General features: G+C 46.6%; 17 protein-coding genes. 16 read left to right on the top strand and 1 reads right to left on the bottom strand.

All coding sequences use genetic code 11. The annotated features are described in order from the left end of the window. The first annotated feature begins 7 nt into the window (after positions 1-7). The 15 genes from cobD (at position 8) to BC351_RS03615 (ending at position 19,261) form a co-directional block, all read left to right on the top strand. Positions 8-1,102 (top strand): threonine-phosphate decarboxylase CobD, encoded by a 1,095-nt coding sequence (cobD, locus tag BC351_RS03685; protein ID WP_079409359.1) that lies wholly within the window; start codon positions 8-10, stop codon positions 1,100-1,102. Between the two features lie 4 nt (positions 1,103-1,106). Next, positions 1,107-2,708: a cobyric acid synthase gene (locus tag BC351_RS03680; protein ID WP_079409358.1), complete on the top strand. Its 1,602-nt coding sequence runs from the start codon at positions 1,107-1,109 to the stop codon at positions 2,706-2,708. Then, positions 2,705-3,274: a cob(I)yrinic acid a,c-diamide adenosyltransferase gene (locus BC351_RS03675; RefSeq protein ID WP_079409357.1), complete on the top strand. Its 570-nt coding sequence runs from the start codon at positions 2,705-2,707 to the stop codon at positions 3,272-3,274. Before BC351_RS03680 ends, BC351_RS03675 begins: the two co-directional genes overlap by 4 nt. Next, complete coding sequence (locus tag BC351_RS03670) at positions 3,271-4,212, top strand: RluA family pseudouridine synthase (protein WP_079409356.1); 942 nt, start codon at positions 3,271-3,273, stop codon at positions 4,210-4,212. The genes BC351_RS03675 and BC351_RS03670 overlap by 4 nt, the downstream gene beginning before the upstream one ends. Before the next feature lie 120 nt (positions 4,213-4,332). Then, positions 4,333-4,701, top strand: coding sequence for an arsenate reductase family protein (locus BC351_RS03665; protein ID WP_079409355.1), 369 nt, complete (start codon positions 4,333-4,335; stop codon positions 4,699-4,701). A 7-nt stretch (positions 4,702-4,708) separates the two neighbouring features. Beyond that, positions 4,709-5,806, top strand: coding sequence for a site-2 protease family protein (locus BC351_RS03660; RefSeq protein WP_079409354.1), 1,098 nt, complete (start codon positions 4,709-4,711; stop codon positions 5,804-5,806). A gap of 38 nt (positions 5,807-5,844) precedes the next feature. After that, positions 5,845-7,020, top strand: a complete 1,176-nt coding sequence (locus tag BC351_RS03655) for an aminotransferase class I/II-fold pyridoxal phosphate-dependent enzyme (RefSeq protein WP_079409353.1) — start codon at positions 5,845-5,847, stop codon at positions 7,018-7,020. 89 nt (positions 7,021-7,109) lie between these two features. Then, entirely contained in the window at positions 7,110-8,246 is a 1,137-nt protein-coding gene (locus tag BC351_RS03650) for a DNA sulfur modification protein DndB (protein ID WP_079409352.1), read from the top strand. Beyond that, the gene (locus BC351_RS03645; protein WP_079409351.1) at positions 8,246-9,424 is read left to right on the top strand and encodes a DNA sulfur modification protein DndB; all 1,179 of its coding nucleotides are present in this window, start codon (positions 8,246-8,248) and stop codon (positions 9,422-9,424) included. The genes BC351_RS03650 and BC351_RS03645 overlap by 1 nt, the downstream gene beginning before the upstream one ends. A 194-nt stretch (positions 9,425-9,618) precedes the next feature. Continuing rightward, entirely contained in the window at positions 9,619-9,846 is a 228-nt protein-coding gene (locus BC351_RS03640) for a DUF7667 family protein (RefSeq protein WP_079409350.1), read from the top strand. A gap of 83 nt (positions 9,847-9,929) precedes the next feature. Beyond that, entirely contained in the window at positions 9,930-13,124 is a 3,195-nt protein-coding gene (locus BC351_RS03635; protein WP_079409349.1) for a glycosyltransferase family 39 protein, read from the top strand. A 165-nt stretch (positions 13,125-13,289) separates the two neighbouring features. Next, positions 13,290-13,832, top strand: a complete 543-nt coding sequence (ssuE, locus tag BC351_RS03630) for an NADPH-dependent FMN reductase (RefSeq protein ID WP_079409348.1) — start codon at positions 13,290-13,292, stop codon at positions 13,830-13,832. A 191-nt stretch (positions 13,833-14,023) separates the two neighbouring features. Next, positions 14,024-17,122, top strand: a complete 3,099-nt coding sequence (locus tag BC351_RS03625) for an ATP-binding protein (protein ID WP_341865968.1) — start codon at positions 14,024-14,026, stop codon at positions 17,120-17,122. Between the two features lie 4 nt (positions 17,123-17,126). Next, on the top strand, positions 17,127-18,239 hold the full coding sequence (locus BC351_RS03620) for a response regulator (protein ID WP_079409347.1): 1,113 nt from the start codon (positions 17,127-17,129) through the stop codon (positions 18,237-18,239). Between the two features lie 134 nt (positions 18,240-18,373). Then, a complete protein-coding gene (locus BC351_RS03615) occupies positions 18,374-19,261 on the top strand; it encodes a 5'-3' exonuclease (RefSeq protein ID WP_079409346.1) in 888 nt (295 codons plus the stop codon). 384 nt (positions 19,262-19,645) lie between these two features. On the opposite strand, the gene BC351_RS03610 is transcribed toward BC351_RS03615, so the two are convergent. Next, the gene (locus BC351_RS03610; RefSeq protein ID WP_079409345.1) at positions 19,646-20,485 is read right to left on the bottom strand and encodes an AraC family transcriptional regulator; all 840 of its coding nucleotides are present in this window, start codon (positions 20,483-20,485) and stop codon (positions 19,646-19,648) included. A 179-nt stretch (positions 20,486-20,664) separates the two neighbouring features. On the opposite strand from BC351_RS03610, the gene BC351_RS03605 reads away from it, so the two are divergent. Next, positions 20,665-22,149 carry a tagaturonate epimerase family protein gene (locus BC351_RS03605; protein WP_079409344.1) on the top strand — a complete coding sequence of 495 codons (1,485 nt, stop codon included), beginning with the start codon at positions 20,665-20,667 and terminating at the stop codon, positions 22,147-22,149. Positions 22,150-22,737 lie beyond the last annotated feature (588 nt).

Below are 22,737 nucleotides of genomic sequence, written 5' to 3'. Positions count from 1 at the left end.
ACACGGAATGCTGGAACGCTACGGGCACGGAGGCGATCTCCGAACGGCCGAAGAAGCTTATGGGAAGCCGGAGACGGGGTTCCTCGATTTTAGCTCTAATATGAACCCGCTGGGACCTCCCCCGGTTGTCAGGCAGATACTCAGTGAGGGATGGCGGGATATTGTTCAATACCCGGACCCTGCCGTTCGCGAGCTGCGCAGCAAGCTTTCGGCCAAGTACAACATTCCGATGGAAAGCATTCTAGTCGGGAATGGAGCAGCAGAGCTGATTGATTTGACAGCCAGAGTGTTGAAGCCGCAGGTGACAGGTCTGGCAAGACCTTCTTTTAGCGAATATGAGGAAGCGGTCCATAAATCTGGAGGCGGGATCTACAATATCCCTCTGCACGCTCAGCATCAATTTGTTTTGCAGCAGCAAGATGTAGAAGCAGCGCAGGCTGCTGTGGATTTATTGTTCCTCGGACACCCCAATAATCCATCTGGCAAGCTGATACCACGCGATGTGTTGGCTATGCTTTTGCAAGGTGATCACCCTTGTGTCTTGGATGAAGCTTTCATGGACTTTGTGCCAAATGAACAGGAGCATTCCCTGCTTCAGCATGCTGCGGAGAGTCAGCGTCTGGTAGTCCTTCGTTCGATGACCAAATTTTATTCGATTCCTGGCATTCGTTTGGGCTTCATGGTGGCTCATCCAGACCGGATTAAACTCGCACAGCAGCTTCAAGTACAGTGGAGCGTTAACTATTTGGCTCAACGTATTGGCACAGCCGTACTTGAAGATGAGGCGTTCGAGATCAGCAGCAGGCAGTGGCTTCAGGAAGAGAAATTGTGGCTCATCCAACAGCTTGAGCAGTTAGGTCTTGACGTTGTTCATGGTGAAGTGAACTTTTTACTTTTTTCGTTTCCTGTTTCGATGGGGGTTACGGTTAAGCAGGCTCAGCAGCATATGGGGCAGCAAGGCATTTTGATTCGAGACGCTTCCTTGTTTGCAGGGCTGAATGAACGTTATTGCCGTGTGGCTGTTCGTCTTCGTGAGGATAATTGCCGGCTAATTGCCGGATTACATACGATGTTGTCAGATTTAACGCAGAATCGAGGATAAGGTCATGACGAAAGCGTCGTTGCAAGCAGCAACACTGATGGTTCAAGGAACGGCTTCGGATGTGGGCAAAAGTATTCTGACGGCTGCAATATGCCGTATTCTTGTGCAGGATGGCTGGCAGACCGCACCATTCAAATCTCAAAATATGTCACTGAACTCGTATGTGACTTTCGACGGCAAAGAGATTGGCCGAGCCCAAGGTGTCCAAGCCGATGCCTGCGGAATTTTGGCGACGACGGATATGAATCCGATTCTTCTTAAGCCCAAACAAGATATGGTGGCACAGGTCGTTGTTCATGGTGTGCCATATTCTGATTTGGACGCCAGAACGTATCGCGAATCTTATTTGCCGCAAGCCGAGGTCATTGTGAAGGATGCTTTGGGAAGATTGCGCAGCGAATATGACATTGTTGTGCTTGAAGGGGCGGGAAGCCCGGCAGAGGTGAATTTAAAGGATCGCGATATCGTCAATATGCGCCTCGCCGGATGGGCGGATGCCCCCGTTCTGCTTGTTGCCGATATTGATCGTGGCGGCGTATTTGCTGCTATTGTCGGAACGCTGGAAATTCTGTCACAAGAGGAACGCGACCGCGTGAAGGGGTTTATCATCAATAAATTCCGTGGAGATGTGAGCCTCCTGAAGCCCGGCTTGGATTGGCTGGAGGAGCGGACAGGCAAGCCCGTTCTAGGGGTGATTCCTTATTTGCCGCAGTTGGGAATTGAAGATGAAGATTCGGCTTCTCTGGACTCCAAAAGAGTGCAAAACAAACGCCATGAAGCCACGAATAGCAAATCGGCGGATCAGCTGGATGTTGCGGTTATTCGCTTGCCTCGCCTTTCGAACTTCACGGATTTCGATCCGCTTCAAGAGGAGAAAGATGTCCATTTCCGCTACATTACACACCTCGCCGATTGGGGAGAACCGGATGTTGTGCTGCTCCCGGGCAGCAAGAATACGATGGACGATCTGAGGCACTTGAATGAAAGCGGACTAACAGAGCGAATTCAAGCTTTTGTCAAGCTAGAAAAAGGCTGGGTCGCCGGGATCTGCGCAGGCTATCAGATGCTCGGCAGCAAGCTGCTGGATCCGAACGGATACGAATCGGACCATCCCGAACTGGAAGGCTTAGGACTTCTGCCGACGGAGACGATGTTTACACCGGAGAAACGGACGGTTCAAGTGCAAGGCAAATCTGCGCTATTCGCCCCAAATGGGACTGAGCTTGCGATTGACGGCTATGAAATCCACATGGGTCGGACGCGTTATTTGCAGGACATTGCAGCGCCCTTCCAGATTCGGACAGCTGCCGAGAATGGTGACAGCTCAGGTTGGCATGCGGATGGAGCAGCTGTGGAAAAGGGTCGAGTCTGGGGGACCTATCTGCACGGAATCCTGCATAATGATGACTTTCGCAGGGCATGGCTGAACGGCATTCGCGAGCAGAAGGGACTGTCCCCGATCGTAGGCGGACTTCGTTTCAAAGAGCGCAGAGAGGCCGCTTTCGACAGGCTCGCCGATCATGTCAGAAGCCACTTGGATATGCAGCGTGTTTATGAGATGATGGATACAGCAAAGCCTAGGAAAACGGAGGTTGGTAAAGGATGAAAATTTATACGCGTACAGGAGATGCCGGGCAAACAGGTGTAATTGGCGGTCGTGTCGATAAAGACGATGCCCGGGTGGAAGCCTACGGGACAACGGATGAACTGAATTGTCATGTTGGGCAGGCCATGAGCTTCATGGATCCGGAGAAATATCCGGATTTACTCCCGAATTTGCTGCAAATTCAGCATGAAATTTTTGATTGCGGATCGGACTTGGCCCTATTGAAACAAGATCTTCGCCCTTATAAAGTAACATCCGACATGGTTGATGTACTTGAAGCTTGGATTGATCAATATGATAAAGAGACCCCGGATATTACGCGCTTTATTTTGCCGGGAGGCGGGACCGTTTCTTCCACGCTGCACATTTGCCGGACTGTGTGCCGCCGAGCAGAGCGCCGAGTGGTGACGCTGGCTCGCACACAGGAAATTAATCCTGAAGTGCGCCGATACTTGAATAGGCTCTCCGATCTCTTCTTCACAATTGCCCGCACAGCGAATTTCCGTGAAGGTATTGCAGATGTGGAGTACATTCGTAGTGCTGAGGTGTTTAGACGCAAATCATGAGTTATTACGAACCGTTAGTTTACATCGTGCCGCCCGAGGAAGAGGGTTTTATTCTCAAGACTATTTTACAAAAAAGACTGATGGTTTCACGCAAGCTGCTCTCCCGAATTAAGCTGACTGAGCAGGGAATCACTGTGAATGGTGTCAGACAATATATTAACATTAAGGTTCAAGCAGGCGATCGTGTAGAAATTCGGATGGAGGAGGAAGAGTCTGAGGATATTTTGCCGCAGGAGCTTCCTCTGCATATCCTGCATGAAGATGACCATCTGCTGATTCTGGCCAAAGAGGCTGGCATCATTGTACATCCTACTCATGGGCATTATGTGAATACCATTGCGAACGGTGTTGTTCATCATTGGCAGCAAGCCGGGAGTACTTGCCGATTCCGTCCTGTCCACCGGCTGGATCAAGAAACATCCGGTGTTCTTGCGATTGCCAAGACGCCGTATGTTCATCAACAAATCTCGGAACAAATGATTCAGCATCAGGTGAAAAAGGAATATCTCGCTTTGGTTTGGGGGACGTTCGCTGATTCGAAAGGGACTGTCAATGAACCGATTGACCGCGATCCCGAGCAGCCGCATGTTCGCATTGTAACCCCGACTGGCTACAACGCTGTCACCCACTACGAGGTCGTGGAACAATTCAAGCATGCGGCGTTGGTGCGGATTTGGCTGGAAACAGGCAGAACACACCAAATACGCGTCCATATGCGGCATTTGGGGCATCCGCTGCTGGGAGACAAGATGTATACATTGCCCGAATTCGAGCAGCATGAATGGTCAGCTGAAGTAAATGGACGGCTGCATCGTCAGGCGCTACATGCTTTTCGGTTAGGTTTCGTTCATCCGGGGACCAGAGAATGGACAGACTATGAAGCTCCCCTGCCATCGGATTTATCCGATTTGCGTATTTGGCTCCAAGAAACGGACTAAAATGACAGAAACCATCCCCTTTTGGATGGTTTTTCTGTAGGTATAACTTGACTTTCGTTTACATTTAGCCCAGAATTTTAAATAGTTCTCATCCTCTTTCAATCATAAAGGAGCTTTCACATCATGCAAGTAAAAGTGTTTTGCTACGATAAATGCGGGACATGCCGTAACGCCATCAAATGGTTAAAGGCCCATGAGGTCGAGATCACCGATAATGTGCCCTTATTCGATACGCCGCCTTCTGCCAAGGAGCTTGCCAAGCTGCTCAGTGACAGCGGTCTGGCGATCAAAAAGTTTTTTAATACGTCCGGAGACGTGTACAAAGAAATGAACTTGAAAGACAAGCTGCCAGGCATGTCCGAAGAGCAAATGCTTGATTTATTAGCTTCAAACGGCCGCTTGATCAAACGCCCCATCGTAACAGACGGCCATAGAGTTACGGTAGGCTTCAAAGAACCGGAGTTTGAGGCAGCTTGGGCGAAGGGGTGATGTGAGGTTGGAGGAGAAACAGAAACCACCACGCAAAAAATCGCCTCTGGCTTTAGGCGGTTTTATCGCCGTCTTACTTTCGCAAGGCAAGCTGCTTTTGGCGGCTCTAAAGTTAGGGAAAGTCGGCGGAGCTATCATCTCCATGTTTGTTACGATATGGGCCTATGCCTTCCTGGCTCCATTGCCTTTTGCCATTGGTATTGTTGTCATGATTCTGATTCATGAGCTGGGTCACGTTCTTGCTGCCAAAATCAAAGGGCTGCCGGTCTCAGCACCAGTGTTCATCCCTTTCCTTGGTGCTTTAATTACAATGAAAAAAAATCCGACAGATGCAGCAACAGAAGCTTTTATCGGGATAGGCGGACCTATTCTTGGCACCATTGGCGGTGTAGCAGCATTCGGCCTAGGGGTCTATATCGATTCCCCTGTTATCGTTTCCGTAGCGTATGCCGCATTTTATCTCAACTTGATTAATTTATTGCCGATTCATCCCTTGGATGGCGGGAGAATTTCAACAGCTGTTACACGTTGGTTATGGATATTAGGGCTAATTGGTGGCCTAGTTTTCATTTTCTATTTAAAAAACTATGTGAATCAACTTATTTTCTTTGTCATCTGGGCGATGTTTGCTTGGGATTTGTACAAGAAATATGTGAAGTATAGGAAGCATGAGCAAGTCGTATCGGTATCAACGCGCTTCGAATTTGCGGCGGATCACTTGCTGCAACAAGGTTATATGATTCCTGGGGAGAATCACACCCGTGATCTGGAATATACGACTTATTCGGATTTGCAAGGCGCTGGGGAAGGCAGACAAGTTATCGTGATGTCCTGGCTGGGGATCGGCTTTGAAGGGCATGCCTATTTGCCTCAGCAATCGACAGTGAAAAGGGTCCAACTCGTTAAAGTAGAGCGCGTCCAGAAAGAGAATGGATTTTTCCTAGGGCTCCAAGTCCAAGTGGATTTCTCACCGCTGGGGATTCAAGAACGCTACTACGAGGTACCTGCAAGCACACGCTGGAAATTTGGAATCGCCTACCTTGGCCTAGTCTTGTTTTTGCTCTATATGATCAGGCTTGTTCATCAAGTAGGTATTATTAATTAATGCCATTAATTGAAATCAACATAACGAGGATTTGAACCATGACAATGATAGGCTCGAAGCGACTTAGTCAGCTGGGATCTGCTATTTTTTCGGAAGTAGCTGATTGGAAGAGAGAGGTTATGAACCAAGGGGTAGACGTCATAGATTTAGGTATAGGAAGTCCTGACCTTCCACCGTCTGCTCGGATTATTGAAGCATTTGTTCAGGCTGTACAGGATCCTTCTCACTATGGTTACCCCACTTCAGAAGGAAGCTTAGCCTTTCGTGAAGCTGTGGCTGGATGGTATCAGCATCGGTTCGGGGTTGCACTTAACCCGGAAAGTGAAATACTAACCTTGATGGGTTCCCAAGATGGTTTAGCTCACCTAGCGCTTTCTCTCTGCGATCCAGGGGATATAGCTATTGTTCCCGATCCAGGATACCCCATATATTCGGCAAGTCTGGTGCTTGCGGGCGTCGAGTCTTATTTGCTTCCGCTTCGCGCCGAACACCATTTTTTACCCCAATTAGAAGACATTCCAGTAGACGTGGCTGCTAAGGCGAAATTCATCCTGCTTAACTATCCAAGCAATCCGCTGTCTGCTGTTGCAGATCGTGCTTTCTTTGAGCAATTGATTGTCTATGCCAAGAAGCATGATTTGCTTGTCGTACATGATTTAGCCTACTCTGAAATGGCTTTCGACGGCTATAAGCCGATGAGCATTTTGGAGATAGAAGGCGCTAAGGAGGTTGCGGTCGAGTTTCATTCTCTATCCAAAAGCTTTAACATGGCAGGTTGTCGAATCGCCTTCCTTACCGGATGTGCAGACGCGGTGAATGCTCTAAAAACACTGAAATCAAATATTGATTATGGTGTATGGGGAGCGATTCAAGCGGCTGGTATTGCCGCACTTGAGGAAGATATGGAGCACGATCATTCGGTTTCCAGCGTTTATGAGAGAAGACGTGATGTGTTTATTTCCGCCATGCAAGAAGCTGGCTGGAGAATTACCCCGCCGAAGGCCACAATGTTTATCTGGGCCGCTATTCCAAAAGGGTGGACATCTCGACAAATTTCCCGGGAAATGCTTTATCGTGCTGGTGTTGTCGTTATTCCTGGAGATGCTTTCGGGGCAGAAGGTGAGGGTTTTGTGCGAATCGCCTTGGTACAGAATGAAACAAGATTACTGGAAGCGGCAAGGCGAATAGGAGATTGGCTTCAAACACTAGAATGAAATTTAGAGATATTGGTAAAAATAGGAGAATGAGAGACATATCGAATCACTTGAACAAATTACTTTTATAACTTGAAAGGGGTACCTGTATGGATGTTATTTCATCTTTATCTGAGCTTTTAGCTGAACAGAAGCCTTCATCTTACGTTGAAATTCCTGGCGTATTGGGTCAGACGTTTGGGCAAGCAACAATTGCAGCTACATTACCTATGAGCAAACTATTCTCGATTTATGAAGTTGATTTAGAGGTGCAGCGTGCGATTATTCCACGTAATCTCTCTAAATTGATCGACTATGTGAATTTGTATTTGGAAGATCGTCAACCGATCTATTTCCCAGGCATTATTTTTTCTGCCCGAGGAGCAGGTCATTATGATGATGAGCAGCAAGCTTTGCGATTGCAGCCGATTGAGAAGTTATATGTCGTGGATGGTCAGCATCGTTTGGCAGCTTTCCAACGTATCATGGAGACACTGCAAAGCCAAATGGCACGTGCCAAGGATCGTCGTGAATATGACAAAATGGAAGAAATCACAGAGAAATTGCGTCGGTTGTACGCTTTCCCTATCTCAACAATGACGTACCTGGATATTAATGCGCGTCAAGAGCGTCAGCTGTTCTCCGATATTAACAAGCTGCCGCGGAAGCTTGGCGGAAATCTCGCTGTATTGCGCGATCAACGCCGATTCTACCATGTTGCTGCCACAGAGCTTGCGGCCAAAGCGCCGGCGATGCAGAAACTGACCGTGGATATGTTCTCCGAACGCGGGAAATCACCCGAGTATTTGTTCTCTTATCATTTGCTGATCGAGATCTTGATCGCCTTATTCGAAGGAAGAATGAAATCAGCAGCTCGTAATAACGGCTACCAATATGAGGATAAAGATCTGCAAGAGCTTGTTTCACTAGGTGGAACTTATTTTAACGGCTTACTGAATTATTTGCCTGAGCCAACCAAAGGCGAAGCGGTATGGTCGGAAAATATTCAAATTGCATTGGCGCTGTTTATCCATGAAGAAGCAACCAAACCAGGCAAATTCAATCGCTATGCGTTAGAACATGCTTTGAAAATTCTTCCTCATGTGAACTGGAATGGGATTTATGCCGGTGATGAGAAAGATCGCTTGCCAAGACGCACGCGTATTATGAAAGCATATAATTTTATTAAAAGTTTTTATCAAGAGCAGAATGCATTTCTGATCAGTGACAAGGAGGACGTGAGCTAATGGAAGGATTGCGCCTGAAGATGACCATTCATCCTTTTTGCGATAAGTTCGGACTTTCAACCGTAGCTTTACGCGTCCAGGATTTGTTGAACTATACGATGATTGACCCGATGGTACAGCGGAAGCTGAGCAATATGCAAAGACGTAAGATCTCCACCTACCTGCAAGAGCGTGAATTGGATCATGTGTTTTTTGGACCCGTGACCCTGTCGCTTCGTGAAGTGAACCAATTGTCCAAAGGGGAGAAGGAATTCCTTCTTAAGCATGGTTCCAAATTGTCTATTCTGGATGGACAGCACCGTATCTTAGCGCTTGGTTATGTGAATGAACAAATGCAGAAGGAAGTTCGACGTTTCGAGAAGAAGCTTGTACTACTGAAAATTAAACAGCGTAAGTTTCCACAGGATGCTGATGTTAAGCAAGAAGTCGAAGAGACGGAAGGCACGATTAATCAGCTTGAGGGCAGACGACTGGATTTGATGGAAACACAGCTTGCTGTGCAAATTTATATTGGCCTAACCGAGGAAGAGGAGCAGCAGCTCTTCGGTGACATCAACTCCAAAGTCCAGCTAGTGAGCAAAGAGCTTGGTCACTCCTTTGATTCCATCGATCCGCTTAATCTGGTGATTCAACAAGTTGTTGATCACAATGTGTATTTGAAGGCTGTTGGCGTTGAACGCCGTAGTAATTTAACATCGTTTAACCGTAATTTTACGTGCTTCAGCTGGTTGTATGCGACTGCAACGATGCTGTTCTCCGGCAGAATGCAGCCGTCCTATGAGCTTCAGCGTAAAATTCGTCAAGATCCATCCACTTACGTGGAAATTTTACATCAATTTTTCAACACGATTTTACCGATGATGCCGGAACAGCCGGGCTTGGCTCAATATACTTCCGCGAATCGTGTGATTCAGGAAAGTATCGCGCTTTATGCCAATCGGTTCCTGTTCCCGAATGGGCAATATAACGATGAATGGACTTCATGCCTGCAAATTCTTGAGGGCTTCGATTGGTCGCATGATAACGAAGAATTAATCTATGTATTCGGGGCTTTGGATAACGGTAAAATTAACCTTATTCATGAGAAATCACTCAAAAAGCATGCGAAGCTGGTGCAATTCTTCTTGGAAGGCACGGATTCCGACAGTGCTTCGGAAGACGAAGTAACAACGGCATAAAGGCAGTCAGCGAACCTTTCTTTCTCAACTCCGGTTGAGTCAGAAAGGTTTTTTAGCATATGAGCTTTCTCATTCAAAGTCGATCTGAGCCAGAGGCAGAAAAAGGATCAAATCCCATCCAGCTGTTTCGTCTTTCCTTTCTTTGTCCATACTGCATAATAGTAGCTACTAACTAGCAGGAGGGCACCCAAACGATGTTGGCTGTTCATCAACGTATGGCGGAGTTATGGACATTGCGGAGAGCGCGCGAATTGACACGGGCAGAGCAGGATGAGCTGATGCTGTGTATGGAAGCTAACGCGAGCTATGTATGGAACCGATTAAAGCTGGAAAATTTATCACTTTGTGCATCCCTCACAAGTGACCATGATTGGCTGCATGAAATATGCGAGCGCATCGAAAAGCTTGAACCTAAGCACTGACCCCAAGGTCGGTGCTTTTTTCCTTTTCTGCAAGAGTGTGGACAGGTATAATGGTAATAGTCTAATCGTTAAGGAGATGCCGCATGGTAAGCTGGTTCAAGCAAGTGGGGGAAGCCCCCTATAAGTACTTACTTCTAGGATTACTGCTATTGACCGCATTTTTGTTAAGATTATATGTTGCACCCGTTTGGGTTGGTTATGACACGGATGTTCGAACCTTTTTCGCATGGGCTGACCGTGCGTATACGGTTGGGTTATCAGGCTTGTATACGAACGCCAAGGACTACTTTCTAGACTATCCGCCTGGTTATATGTACGTGTTGTATGTAGTGGGGCTCCTGCACCATAAGCTGTCGATTCCGTGGGAGAGCGGACAGTCCTTATTAATTCTTAAGCTTCCTGCTATTATCGCTGATGTTGTATCCGTTTACCTCCTGTTTCACCTTGCCAAGAGCTTTCGAGGCGGTGCGCGCAGCTGGCTGCAAGCTATAGGGATAGCGGCATTGTTTGCCTTTAATCCTGCCATATGGGCGAACTCTGCGGTCTGGGGGCAGGTAGACTCGTTTTTTATGCTGTTTATTCTTGCAACACTGCTGCAGCAGCAGAGAGGGAAACTCCCGCAGGCCTCGATCTTCATCGCGCTAGCCCTGTTATTGAAGCCGCAGGCACTTCTCTTTGGCATTTTTCTTCTGATTGATATTGTTCGAAAGCGTAACCTAATGATAGGCTTATTAAGTGTTCTGAGCGGGTTAACGACGATGACGATCGTTGCACTTCCTTTTGCGATTGGCAGAGGATATGGCTGGTTGATTGAGCTCTATTCGGGCACCTTGTCGTCTTATCCCTACGCTTCATTGAATGCGTTTAACCTCATGGCGCTGCTGGGTGGAAATTTCATCGATATGAACAGCACGTTTATGCACATTCCTTATCAATGGTTAGGCTGGGTGCTGATGCCGCTTGCGCTTGTGTACACATGCTTTTTGTATGTACGCAGCAATGGCAGGCCCGGAGCCTTGCTATACGTGGCTTTTTTATTTATAACGGCTGTCTTTATGTGCATGACCAAAATGCATGAGCGCTACTTGCACTATGGCTTGCTGCTGGCCCTGACCAGCTTCATTTATCTCAAGGATCGCCGCATACTTTGGGTGTTCATCGGCTTAAGCATTACCCATTTTATCAATCTTGCCGATGTGCTTCTGCGCAGCTTTCATCAGGACTATCATATCCCGCGCTATGATCCCTTGATGTTAGTGGTATCGGCAATCAATGTTCTTTTACTTATTTATGCAAGCAGATTAGGATGGAGGCTTTTCGTGGAATCACAACAAGAAAGCGAGGTGGAGAGACTGAATCAGAATCAAGATCAGGCTCCGCTTCGAACAGAACAGAGCAAGCTTACCCCTGCCGAACGATGGAGGAATATTTTCCAACCTAAGAAAGACGGAATTGAAAGAAGCGTCAAAGGTCGCTTTTTCACGAAAAAGGATGTGCTGTATCTCGGCGCCCTCGTCGTGATTTATACGATAATCGCCTTGTTCCATTTAGGGGGACATAAGGCTCCTACAACGTTCTGGAAGCCAACCCAAGCGGGGGAAGCAGTTATCGTTGACCTTGGCAGTGCACATAACATTACGCGAATCAACAGCTTTGCAGGCGTCGGTGAAGGCGCTTATTCCTTCTGGTTTTCCATGGATGGCACACAGTGGCAAGATCAAATAGCGGTGAAATCCGATCACACCAAAGTGTTGACATGGAATACGGTTGAGCCTAAGAAAGATGCGCGTTACGTGAAAATGGTTATAGATGCGCAGGAAAACGCGGCGCTTCACCTGCATGAAATTGGTATTTTCGGAGATGGCAGCTCCACGATTCTCCCGATTGCTAAGGTGACCGAGCAGGATGTAACCCCTGCTGACGAAGGGAAGACGGCTAATCTTTTCGATGAAGCCAGCGTAGTTCCATATACGCCTACGTATATGAATGGAACGTACTTCGATGAGATTTACCATGCAAGAACTGCGTATGAGCATTTGCACCAAATAGAGCCCTATGAAAGCACACATCCGCCTCTTGGCAAAGTGCTGATGGCTATCGGAATTTATGTATTTGGGCTAAATCCCTTTGGCTGGCGCATTATTGGTACCTTGTTTGGTGTCGGCATGATTCCGGTTATGTATGTATTTGCGAAGCGTATGTTTGGACGATCGGAGTATGCGTTCATCGCTGCTTTCCTGTTGAGCTTTGATTTCATGCATTTCGCACAAACGCGAATTGCGACGATTGATGTTTATGGCGTATTCTTCATCATGCTGATGTTCTATTTCATGTATCGCTATACGACCTTAAGCTTTTACAAGGAGAAGCTGTGGACTACGTTGGTGCCTCTAGGGCTTTCCGGTCTATTCTTCGGCATTGGAGCGGCTTCCAAGTGGATTGTCATATATGGCGGTGCAGGGCTTGCCTTATTGCTTCTCTTGTCCCTGCTCGAGCGATACAGCGAGTATAGGTTGGCGCGGCGCATTCTGCGCGATTCGGACGACCCCGAGAGCGAGAGCGACGGTTGGACAGAAGCAGAACGAACCCGACTTTCGCTTGTCAGCAAGCTTTTCCTGAGAAATACGCTGCTCACTTTACTTTGGTGCGTGTTGATGTTTGTTATTGTGCCGCTCGGTGTCTATACGCTATCTTACATTCCATTCATGATGGTGCCGGGGCCAGGGCATGGTCTGAAGGATGTCGTGACCTATCAAGTACATATGTACAAATATCACAAAGATCTCGTAGCTACGCATCCGTTCTCCTCGCCATGGTGGGAGTGGCCGCTCATGCTTCGCCCGATCTGGTATTATCAAGCCAAGCTGATGCCGCAGGGCATGCTTTCGAGCATCGTTTCGTTCGGCAATCCACTGGTCTGGTGGCCAGGATTTATTGCTGTGATCTACTCGTTCTACCTTGCCTTTAAACGCAAAGATAAGATTTTGAGCGTGCTGCTGATTGCTTATTGCTCGCAGTACTTACCTTGGATTCTGGTGCCAAGGCTCACTTTTATTTATCATTATTTCGCGATGGTGCCCTTCCTAGTGCTGATCTTGACCTATTATATTAAAGAGTACCTGGAACAAGGACCGCTGCATAAAAGACGATGGGTATATGGCTATTTGGCTGGTGTACTTGTCTTGTTCGGTCTGTTTTACCCTATTTTATCAGGGATGATAATTCCCTCTGCGTACTCCTTCTTCCTCCGGTGGCTGCCGGGCTGGAATTTCTTTTAAACAAAAAGTGTTGACGTTCGCAATAGGCAGTGGTAAAATAATTCCAAGTAAAATACTATGAATTAACTTAGTCGACCTGACAACTGGAGACTCCCACTTTGTATGAAGCAAAGAAAGCGGAGTCTTTTTTTCATCCTAAACCTAATAAAATGGAGAGTGAAACGCATGCCCAAAGTAGTCATTATCTCAGGAAGCCCAACGCCCACGTCCCGTATACATGGTGTTATTGAAGTAGCAAAGTCCGCGCTCATTGAAGCGGGTATTGAAGTTGATTGGATCAAAGTTCGCGATATCCCGGCTGAAGATTTGCTGTATGCGAAGTTCGATAGTGAAGCGATAGTGAACGCTAACGCGCTTGTTGCCGGAGCTGATGCTGTATTCGTGGCAACGCCGGTATACAAAGCCTCTTATACAGGCGTCTTGAAAGCTTTCCTTGATCTGCTGCCGCAAAAAGGACTTGAGCGCAAGGTCGTGCTTCCGCTTGCTGTAGGAGGAACTATTTCTCACTTGCTTGCGATTGATTACGCGCTGAAACCCGTGTTATCTGCACTGGGTGCACAAAATATTTTGCAAGGCGTTTTCGTATTGGATAAGCAAGTTACATGGGGGGAACAAGGACAAGCGATTCTGGATGATGAAATTTCCACTCGCTTGCAGCAGTCGGTAGCTGACTTCGTTCAAGAAATAAAGTGGCATACAAGCCGTTAAGATTCGAATTTGGAAAACCGTCGCCAGCACCTTTGCTGGCGACGGTTTTTTTGCAACTTCCATTAACCATTTTTTACTCAAACAAGCTCTCAACTTGCTATAATAGGGACTACATATAATCTTGTGAGTTTTTTGTGAGTTTGAAATGATAGAATCAAACGTAGCGAAATTTGAAGAAAGGAGGAGCTGCCGTGAAGAGTTTTCCTAGACGAATAGGAATTATTCTGTTTTCTCTTTTCTTAATCTCATTATTTTTTAGTCTCTATTGGCAGATGCTGCCTAATCATGCTACCCACCCTGCCAAGCGAGGCGTCCTGGATTTAACGCAATGGGACTTTCATAAACAAGGCTTGGTCACTCTGGATGGCGAATGGGAATTCTATGAAGGAAAGCTGCTGGAGCCTAGTGATTTTCAAGTAGGAGAGCGAAATGATGTCTCTTATTTACCTGTTCCTGGTACATGGAGGGGCAAAAATAAAGATGGGGGCATGTCGGGAAAAGGCTATGGAACCTATCGTCTCAAGCTGCTTGTGAATGCTTCTGACGATATCTATGGTGTGAAATTGCGAAGCATCCGGATGTCTCATCGATTATACATAGATGGCAAGCTGGAAGGAGAGAGCGGGCACCCTGCCGCAACGGAGGCAGCCCATCGACCGGGCAACACACCTTACAGTGCTTTTATTCATCCGCAAACCAAAGAGATTGAAATTCTGATTCAAGTATCGAACTATGTATTTTTTACCGGCGGTATCGTGAATTCCATTCAATTCGGATGGTATGGCGACATCATGAATCTGAATACGCTGCTGATGGGCAGTGATCTAGCCAGCATTTTGCTGCTCAGCATATTCGGAGCGTATCATCTGAACCTCTATTTTCTTCGGAAACGTGAGAAGATCTACTTGACCAGCGGTTTGTATTTATTCTCGCTTTCCTTCGTCCAACTGCTGTTTGGCGAGAAAATTTTTCAGAGAATGCTCCCAGGCATCCCTTTCGAGATTGTCTACAAGGCGCTGGATGTAGGTGAGTTTGTCAGCTCGGTGCTGAGCATCCTTTTTTTCAGTTCGATTGACAGCAGGCTTCTTTCGAAGCGAATGATCCTGTGGCTGATCTCACCGCTTGTGTGTTACATAGCAGCCATTTTTGTTTTGCCTTATGCCATTTACAACGAAGTGAGATATATCTTTTTTCTGTATATTGCAATCGCTCCTCTTTTCATATTTGGCAGAATGATCTACTTATACAGTAGAAGCCAGAGAGGAACCGCGGAACGCGGAGAGCTCATTTTGTTTATCTTTGTGATCATATCGCTAATGATTTATTTGGTGGATAGCTCTTTGTATGCAGAAAATGTGGTTACTTCGGATGCCTTGAGTAAAATTGGCGTTATTTCTTTCATTACGCTGATGAACATCCTGCTTGCCTTGCGGTTCACGAACGCTTATGAGAAAGCGGAGATGCTAACGCATCAACTAACGATTTCCAATCAGCTCAAAGATGAGTTTCTTATGCATACGTCGCATGAGATCAAGACTCCTTTGCACGGAATCATGAACATAACGTCTTATTTACTGGATGACGACGAGCATAATTTGTCTTCCAAGCAGAAACAGAATCTTTGGCTGATCAAGGATACGTCGGTCAAACTGTCTATGCTCATGCATGATTTGATAGATGTAACGCGTTTAAAACATGGTGAGCTGCGTCTGAATATGACAGTGGTCAACGTAAGAGCGGTGACACAGATCGTATTCGATGTGCTGCAATTCGAGCTTGCAGGCAAGGCGGTGCGGCTGGATAATCAGGTTCGGCCGAATGTCTGGGTGCAGGCAGATGAGAGCCGATTGCGACAAATTCTCTACAATCTGGTGCATAATGCGATTAAGCACACGGAAATAGGGGAGATCAGTGTGAGGTCAAAAGTTTCGAATGGAATCGTAAATATTTCAGTAACAGATACAGGAATTGGGATTCCGGAAGACAAGCATACGAAGGTTTTCGAATACTTTGAGCAGGTTGAACAGGTGCTGCCGGACGATGGATATTTGGGCATGGGGGTTGGCTTGTATATTAGCCGCCAGCTTGTCGAACGTATGGGGGGAGACATCCAGGTTGAATGGTCGGATGTCGGAGCAGGGACACGCATGGCTTTTACGCTGCCTTATGAAGAGAACTTTCCTGTTCAACATGCTCTTACTAATGTGAATGCGCATCGCGATTATACTTTTGAGGAAATGGATTCGCTTGATATTTTGGAAGAGCATGCCTATACGGTCTTAATTGTGGATGATGAAGCCTCCAATATTCACACCTTGCTGAATATTTTGAAAAGACACCGCTATAATGTGATAGCTGCTTTCTCTGCCAAAGAGGCATGGGTCAAAATCAAGGAACATCCTCAGGTTGACCTCATTATTTTGGATGTGATGATGCCAGGCACTTCGGGCATTGAGCTTTGTCGCCAGCTGCGCTCTCAATATTCGATCCTGGACTTGCCTATCTTATTCGCAACAGCGAAGGATACTTCGCAGGACATCGCTATGGGCTTCAGAGCGGGAGCGAACGATTATTTAACGAAGCCGTTTGAAGCCGAAACGCTTATCGCCAGAATTCAAACATTGATTGCTATGAAAACGTCGATACAAGAGGCGATCCGTCATGAGCTTGCCTTTCACCAAGCGCAAATTAAACCGCACTTTCTGTATAATGCACTTAGCAGTGTCATCTCCTTTTGTTATACGGACGGCGAGAAGGCGGCGTATTTATTATCGCGGCTCAGTCAATATTTGCGCTATATTTTGGACATGGACCGCAACGATGAATTCGTTCCTCTCCAGCAAGAACTGGAATTGATTGAAGCCTACGTTGAGATTGAAAAGGCTCGCTTCGGGGAGCGTTTTGAATTTGTCTGTATCATAGATGAAGGCTTAAAAAATATAGCTATCCCTTCTTTATGCATTCAGCCGTTTGTTGAGAATGCCATTCGTCATGGATTATTTGAGAAGGATGGATATGGCAGAGTGACTTTAACGATTCAAGAGGGAGATCGGTATTTGCAAATAACCGTGCATGATGATGGTGTGGGCATCCCTGATGATCTGCTCTACCGGATAGTCAGCACCGAGAAGCTAAACGGCAGCATAGGGATATCCAATATCCGCACTCGCCTGAATGCGATTGCTGGCGCTACGCTGGATGTTCAATCGGAACTTGGCTATGGAACAAAGGTGAAGATGTGTTTTCCTTTAGCGAAAACGGATCAAGTCCGTATAATAGAAAGGAGGTAAAGCGATGTTCAATGTTGTTATCGTGGAAGACGAGAAGCCGATCCTTGAATTAATGAAAGTCATTATCGGAAGAAATTCACATTATGTCATTATCGGTGCTTTCAGCAATCCGCTTGAAGCGCTCGCCAGCTTTCCGGAGCTGCGTCCGGATATTGTTTTTCTTGATATAGAGATGCCCAAGATTAACGGTCTTGAGCTTGCGGCAAGAATGAATGAAATCTCCGATCAGACCAAAATTATTTTTACGACAGCTTATAAGGAATATGCGTTGGATGCTTTCAAGGTGTATGCTTTTGACTATATCCTAAAGCCGATTACACCTGCAGCACTTGAGAAAATTACGAATCGCCTTCTTAAGCTAGAGCTTATCCCAGCACAATCGAAACCGCAAGCTCAGTATGCATCGATTCGGTGTTTCGGCGGCTTCGAGGTCAGAAATCCTCAAGGTAAACTTGTTCGCTGGCCTACACGCAAAACGGAGGAATTGTTCGCGTTTTTTCTTTGCTACCCTAATCAGGATATTAGCAAGTGGCAATTGAGTGATATCTTGTGGCCTGACATGAATGAGGAAAGGGTCACGCATAATTTGCACAATACGATTTATCGTTTGAAGAAGATGATGAAAGAACAAGAGACGGGCATGGATATTGTCAAAATCAATGATGGGTACATGCTGGATACCTTAAGCTCCACCTACGATCTGCTGGAGTTCCCCAAGAATGAAACGGCGTTATTGGAATGCTTGGAGGATGCAGCTGTGTCGGAACGATTGTGTTCCCTGTATCAAGGGATCCTTCTGGATCGGAAGGATTATCTATGGAAGGCACAACTTGAGGTTGGATATAGCAAGCAGTACACAGCGCTTGTCCGCAGTTTGGTCGACAGAGATAGGGCCAAGCAAGAATACAGCAAGGCTGAACAGAAACTGGAAACATACCTGTCCCAGTATCCATTGAATGAGGATATGCAGCAGTTGCTAATGGATGTTTATGTGCAAAGCGGGAAGAAGGAACAAGCAGCGAAGCAGTATGACAGATTTGAAACGCTGTACCAAAAGGAGCTTGGGATGGAGCCTCCGATGGAAATGAAAATGAAAGTTGCGGCTTATCTAAATTAATTCGGCTAGATTAAATTGTCGAATCCACGTGCGTCTTGCCGCAGAAGATGGAGAATTTTGGGTTGGAGACTCTTGCGGCAACGTGATACTATGTAGGTAGTGGAAGATATCAGTTTCGGAGTGGAGAGATTAGGTTGAGCAACGAGAGCAAAAAAGTTTTATTAGTCGATGGGATGGCACTTCTTTTCAGAGCGTTTTACGCGACTTCCTATTCGGGGTATATTCGCAAAACGAGTAAGGGCGTGCCTACCAATGCAGTATATGGATTTATTCAATATTTCTTTGATGCAATAAGCACTTTTAATCCTACGCACGTCATCTGTTGTTGGGATATGGGGAGTAGTACGTTTCGCAACGAGACCTATAGTTTGTACAAGCAAAATCGGATCGAAGCTCCGCTTGAGCTTTTGCCCCAGTTTAATTTGGTCAAAGAGGTAGTAGCCGAGATGGGTGTGCCCAATATTGGTTTAGTCGGCTATGAAGCGGATGACTGTATTGGCACGCTGGCCAATAAACTTCAAAGTGACTCCGAAGTCTACATTTTAACCGGGGATCATGACATGCTGCAGTTAATTACCGAACAAGTCAAGATTGTCATTATGAATAAAGGACGTTCCAATTACACGGTGTATGATCTAGAAACCCTTTATACCACGAAGCAGCTAACTCCTCTTCAGGTCATCGATATGAAGGCGTTCATGGGAGATACCGCAGATAATTATCCAGGCGTTAAGGGGATAGGCGAGAAAACGGCGCTTAAGCTGTTGACGGAGTATAAATCGGTCGAGGGATGCCTCGAAAGTCTAGAGCTGCTCCCTGCGAGTGTTAAGAAAAAGATTCAAGACAACTTGGATATGCTGCATCTCTCGAGAGACCTTGCGCGTATTCGATTGGATGTCCCTGTCGAGTGTGCTTTAAATGATTGTCTGTGGGCTCTTCGTCATGAGGCTGCCGCAAGAAAGTTCGAAGAATTGGAATTCGGCGGCTTGGTGAAGGTACTGGCTGAGGTCGTAAATGGTTAAAGGTAAGTAGACAATTTCAGATAACGTGCAGAAACGCCTCCAAACCCACTACGCAGTGGGGATGGAGGCGTTTTTTGATAGGCAAATTTACATCAGTGTGTGGATGCGAGAAACGGAAACGAGTTTTGGAATAGCACCTTCTTTAGCGAAATCGCGTGCGAAGTGAAAATTCCTGCGATTGTGCAGGCTTTATAGGCATCTTGAGCGTGAAATGGATAATAAGTCAGAAAAAGATGCATTATCGCAGGAATATGCCTCCAACAGGTGAAATCAAGCATAAAAAGATGCACAATCGCAGGCTTTCCTTCACAACCGCAGCAGCTTATCGTACAGTCGCATCCAGCGGCAATGCAGCTTGCTCCAGCTCATAAACCCAATTTTTCATCACCGGGATTGCCGATAGCGAAGCGGCGTCGTTTTGGTGATCTGCCGAAACATCCGTCCGAATTGGACCAAGGAGCCAAAGCCTACTTGTTCAGCAATAAGAATCACTTTCATATTGGTTTGGGTTAACAGTTTTTGGGCTTCTTGTACACGAACAAGACTGACATACTCAACCATCGAAAATCCGGTGATTTCCTTGAACATTCGACTCAAATAGGCCGGGCTGATTTCAAATCGCTCAGCAAGCTCCTCCAGTCGGATTTGTTCGTCGAAATGGGTATTGATGTAGCGGACAATGGTCGAAATTTTGCGATGCAGAGGGGAAACATGTTCAGGTGAAGTGATCGGATGTATACGCGTATACCTCGCTGTGAACAACAGTAGTTCTGCTAAGTACTGCCGCAGGGAGAAGATTTGCCCAAGCTGAGGCACTTCTGCCTCATGGAGCATTTTGCCCAGCATATCCTCAACTAAGCGGCGAGTCGGCAGATCCAGTCGGAGCACGGGAGTTTTGTGCGTAAGCGCATCTAGCAGATAAGGCGCTTCCTTGATGGCATTTTCCAAGAAACTATCGCTGAAATTGATCACGACGCGGGCATGTCCTAATTTATCCGAGTCTGAGGTTGCATGGACATCACGGCGATTAATGAGCACGAGATCTCCTGGAAGAATCAGGTAGGAACGATCGCGGATGAAATACATGCGTTCGCCTTCATACAAATAATAAATCTCGTACATCTCATGCAGATGCTGAGTCCGTTCAAAAGAGCCGGAACGATGAATATGTTGGATATAAAAGGGACCTTCTTCTTCATTGCCAAAGGTGACGGTGCGAGACATAGCTTGAACTCCTTTTGAGTGCAATCAGTTACGAAAACAGTATAGCATGATTCTTGTGCAAAATATGAATAGTTTTTGCGGAAAATAGGAATAGATGAAGAGAAAACGCTCCTTACTTGCGATATGATTAGGTTATAGATAATCAGCAAACGCTTGCAAAATAAGGGAGGATTTACTTCATGGAACAGCTTATCAAAGCAATCAAATCAGGCGATATCACGTCGTTCTCTTCACCTAGTGTTCACGTATATGAAGCTTCATTGACACAAGTAGGCAAATCTTCACTCCTTTTGGTACGGACAGAAGCAGGAAAGAAGTTAATCGTTGTTGGTGAAGGCGAACTGTTTGATCAATTGCAAGGGGAACTCGTTGACGGGGGGAAGGTAGCGCCGTTATCCCACGAAAACCGTCTGACACTTAATCAATTTTTGCCGTATACAGCCCCACAAGCCTTTGGAACGCAAGTAGCCACCATGGGACTAGGGGATCGTCTTGGAATTGCCAGCCCTGGCCATATTCAAACTATTCGCGGCAAAGATATTCGCCCTGTACTGGCCCAGCAAAGTATCCGTGAGCTTGCACTAACAGGCCGCACGTATGAGGATGTGCTGGATGCTGCTGCTTATGCCGTACTTCAAGAAGGCTACAAAGATGGTTATGGCGCGGACGGCGACCATTTGAAGAAAGAAGAAGACATCGAGTATGCGCTGCGTCTGGGGTTTACGATGCTGACGCTGGATTGCTCGGAAAATATTGACAATACGATCGAATCCTTGACAGAAGCGGAAATCGCAGCCAAATACGAGCAGCTGCCAGCAAGTTTGCGCAGCCATTATGAGCAGCGTTACTTACAGACGGCACCTAATGTACCAGGCGCTGCGTTGGCGTACACGGCGGAAGCATTGAAGAAAGATGTGCTGATCTATGACGCTGCGATCAATTTCATGGAAGCGATCTTCCGTAAATACATCGTCACGTTAGATCGTGCAGTCGATTTCGAGATCTCTATTGATGAAACAGCGACGCCTACCTCGCCGGAAGCGCACTATTTGGTAGCGAATGAGCTTCGCGATCGCGGGGTTGTGATTTTCAGCATGGCGCCGCGCTTCTGCGGCGAATTCCAGAAGGGAATCGACTACATTGGCGATATCGCGCAATTTGAGCGTGAATTAGCCAGCCATGCGGCGATTGCCGTGCATTTTGAATACAAGCTGAGCATTCATTCCGGCAGTGATAAATTCAGTGTATTCCCGCTGATCGGGCAATATACGAACGGTTTGTTCCATATCAAAACAGCTGGTACGAACTGGCTCGAAGCGGTGCGTGTCGTAGCGAAGGTCAATCCTTCCTTATACCGCCGTATGCATCAATATGCGTTAGAGCATTTCAGTGAGGCGACAGCTTATTATCATGTAACGACAGATATTGACGCTATCGTCCCTCTAGCTGAAGTGAGCGATGCGGATCTGCCGAATTACATGGAAGAAAACAATGCCCGCCAGCTATTGCACATCACGTACGGCTTGCTTCTGCAAGCTAAAAATGCCGATGGCAGCAAGCAATTCGCAGATGAGTTCTTCCAAACGCTGGCCGAACAAGAAGATGTCTTCGCTGCAGGACTTCGTCATCATATTGGCAGACATTTGGATCTGCTGGGCAAATAAAATCGAAAGCCGGCCTCTTGATGGAGGGCGGCTTTTGGCTACGTCCCCTATTTTTAATCGCCACGGTCGTGAAGATTGAAGATCTCGCTCAAACTGCGGATGAGCAAGCAGTGAAATGTGTGCAGACCATTGGCGGCTAATGTGACGGACGAGGGGTTACGGCTGCAAGGATGCTCTCGATGAGAATAGCCGTTATGGATTGTATATTCAAGTTTTGAAAAAGCGCTTGGGTGCGGTGCTTGTGCCTGATGTATGCCTGTTCCCGCATGGCGGCTGGAGGGACTTGGCGGACGGTGCTGATTTCAACTGATTTCACCACGTACCCGGCTTTCTTTTTGTTAAACCTGCAATTGTGCATCTTTTGCTTTCTGGGATGGACTGATATTCTCAAATGCCTGCGATTATGCATCTTTTTAGGCTGTTTATTCGACTTTCGGAAGTAAAAGCTGAAGATGCCTGCACAATCGCAGGTATTTTCATTTTTCTCAAGTTTTTGCTTTGAAAAACTGCATTTTCGCAGGTTTTGAGAAGAGTAGTAGACGATATAGCATGCGCGATGCGAGCTTGATGATCCCGATGATCGATTGT

This window comes from Paenibacillus ferrarius (genome assembly GCF_002027705.1).
Classification (GTDB): Bacteria; Bacillota; Bacilli; order Paenibacillales; family NBRC-103111; genus Paenibacillus_E; species Paenibacillus_E ferrarius.
This window is presented reverse-complemented; position numbering and strand designations above follow the sequence as displayed.

Excerpts from the sequence above, each read along its gene's own strand:
- BC351_RS03670 (WP_079409356.1), top strand. The coding sequence starts at position 3,271 with ATGAGTTATTACGAACCGTTAGTTTACATCGTGCCGCCCGAGGAAGAG.
- cobD (WP_079409359.1), top strand. The coding sequence starts at position 8 with ATGCTGGAACGCTACGGGCACGGAGGCGATCTCCGAACGGCCGAAGAA.
- BC351_RS03635 (WP_079409349.1), top strand. The coding sequence starts at position 9,930 with ATGGTAAGCTGGTTCAAGCAAGTGGGGGAAGCCCCCTATAAGTACTTA.
- BC351_RS03680 (WP_079409358.1), top strand. The coding sequence starts at position 1,107 with ATGACGAAAGCGTCGTTGCAAGCAGCAACACTGATGGTTCAAGGAACG.
- ssuE (WP_079409348.1), top strand. The coding sequence starts at position 13,290 with ATGCCCAAAGTAGTCATTATCTCAGGAAGCCCAACGCCCACGTCCCGT.
- BC351_RS03675 (WP_079409357.1), top strand. The coding sequence starts at position 2,705 with ATGAAAATTTATACGCGTACAGGAGATGCCGGGCAAACAGGTGTAATT.
- BC351_RS03620 (WP_079409347.1), top strand. The coding sequence starts at position 17,127 with ATGTTCAATGTTGTTATCGTGGAAGACGAGAAGCCGATCCTTGAATTA.
- BC351_RS03645 (WP_079409351.1), top strand. The coding sequence starts at position 8,246 with ATGGAAGGATTGCGCCTGAAGATGACCATTCATCCTTTTTGCGATAAG.
- BC351_RS03610 (WP_079409345.1), bottom strand. The coding sequence starts at position 20,485 with ATGTCTCGCACCGTCACCTTTGGCAATGAAGAAGAAGGTCCCTTTTAT.
- BC351_RS03640 (WP_079409350.1), top strand. The coding sequence starts at position 9,619 with ATGTTGGCTGTTCATCAACGTATGGCGGAGTTATGGACATTGCGGAGA.
- BC351_RS03650 (WP_079409352.1), top strand. The coding sequence starts at position 7,110 with ATGGATGTTATTTCATCTTTATCTGAGCTTTTAGCTGAACAGAAGCCT.
- BC351_RS03605 (WP_079409344.1), top strand. The coding sequence starts at position 20,665 with ATGGAACAGCTTATCAAAGCAATCAAATCAGGCGATATCACGTCGTTC.
- BC351_RS03655 (WP_079409353.1), top strand. The coding sequence starts at position 5,845 with ATGACAATGATAGGCTCGAAGCGACTTAGTCAGCTGGGATCTGCTATT.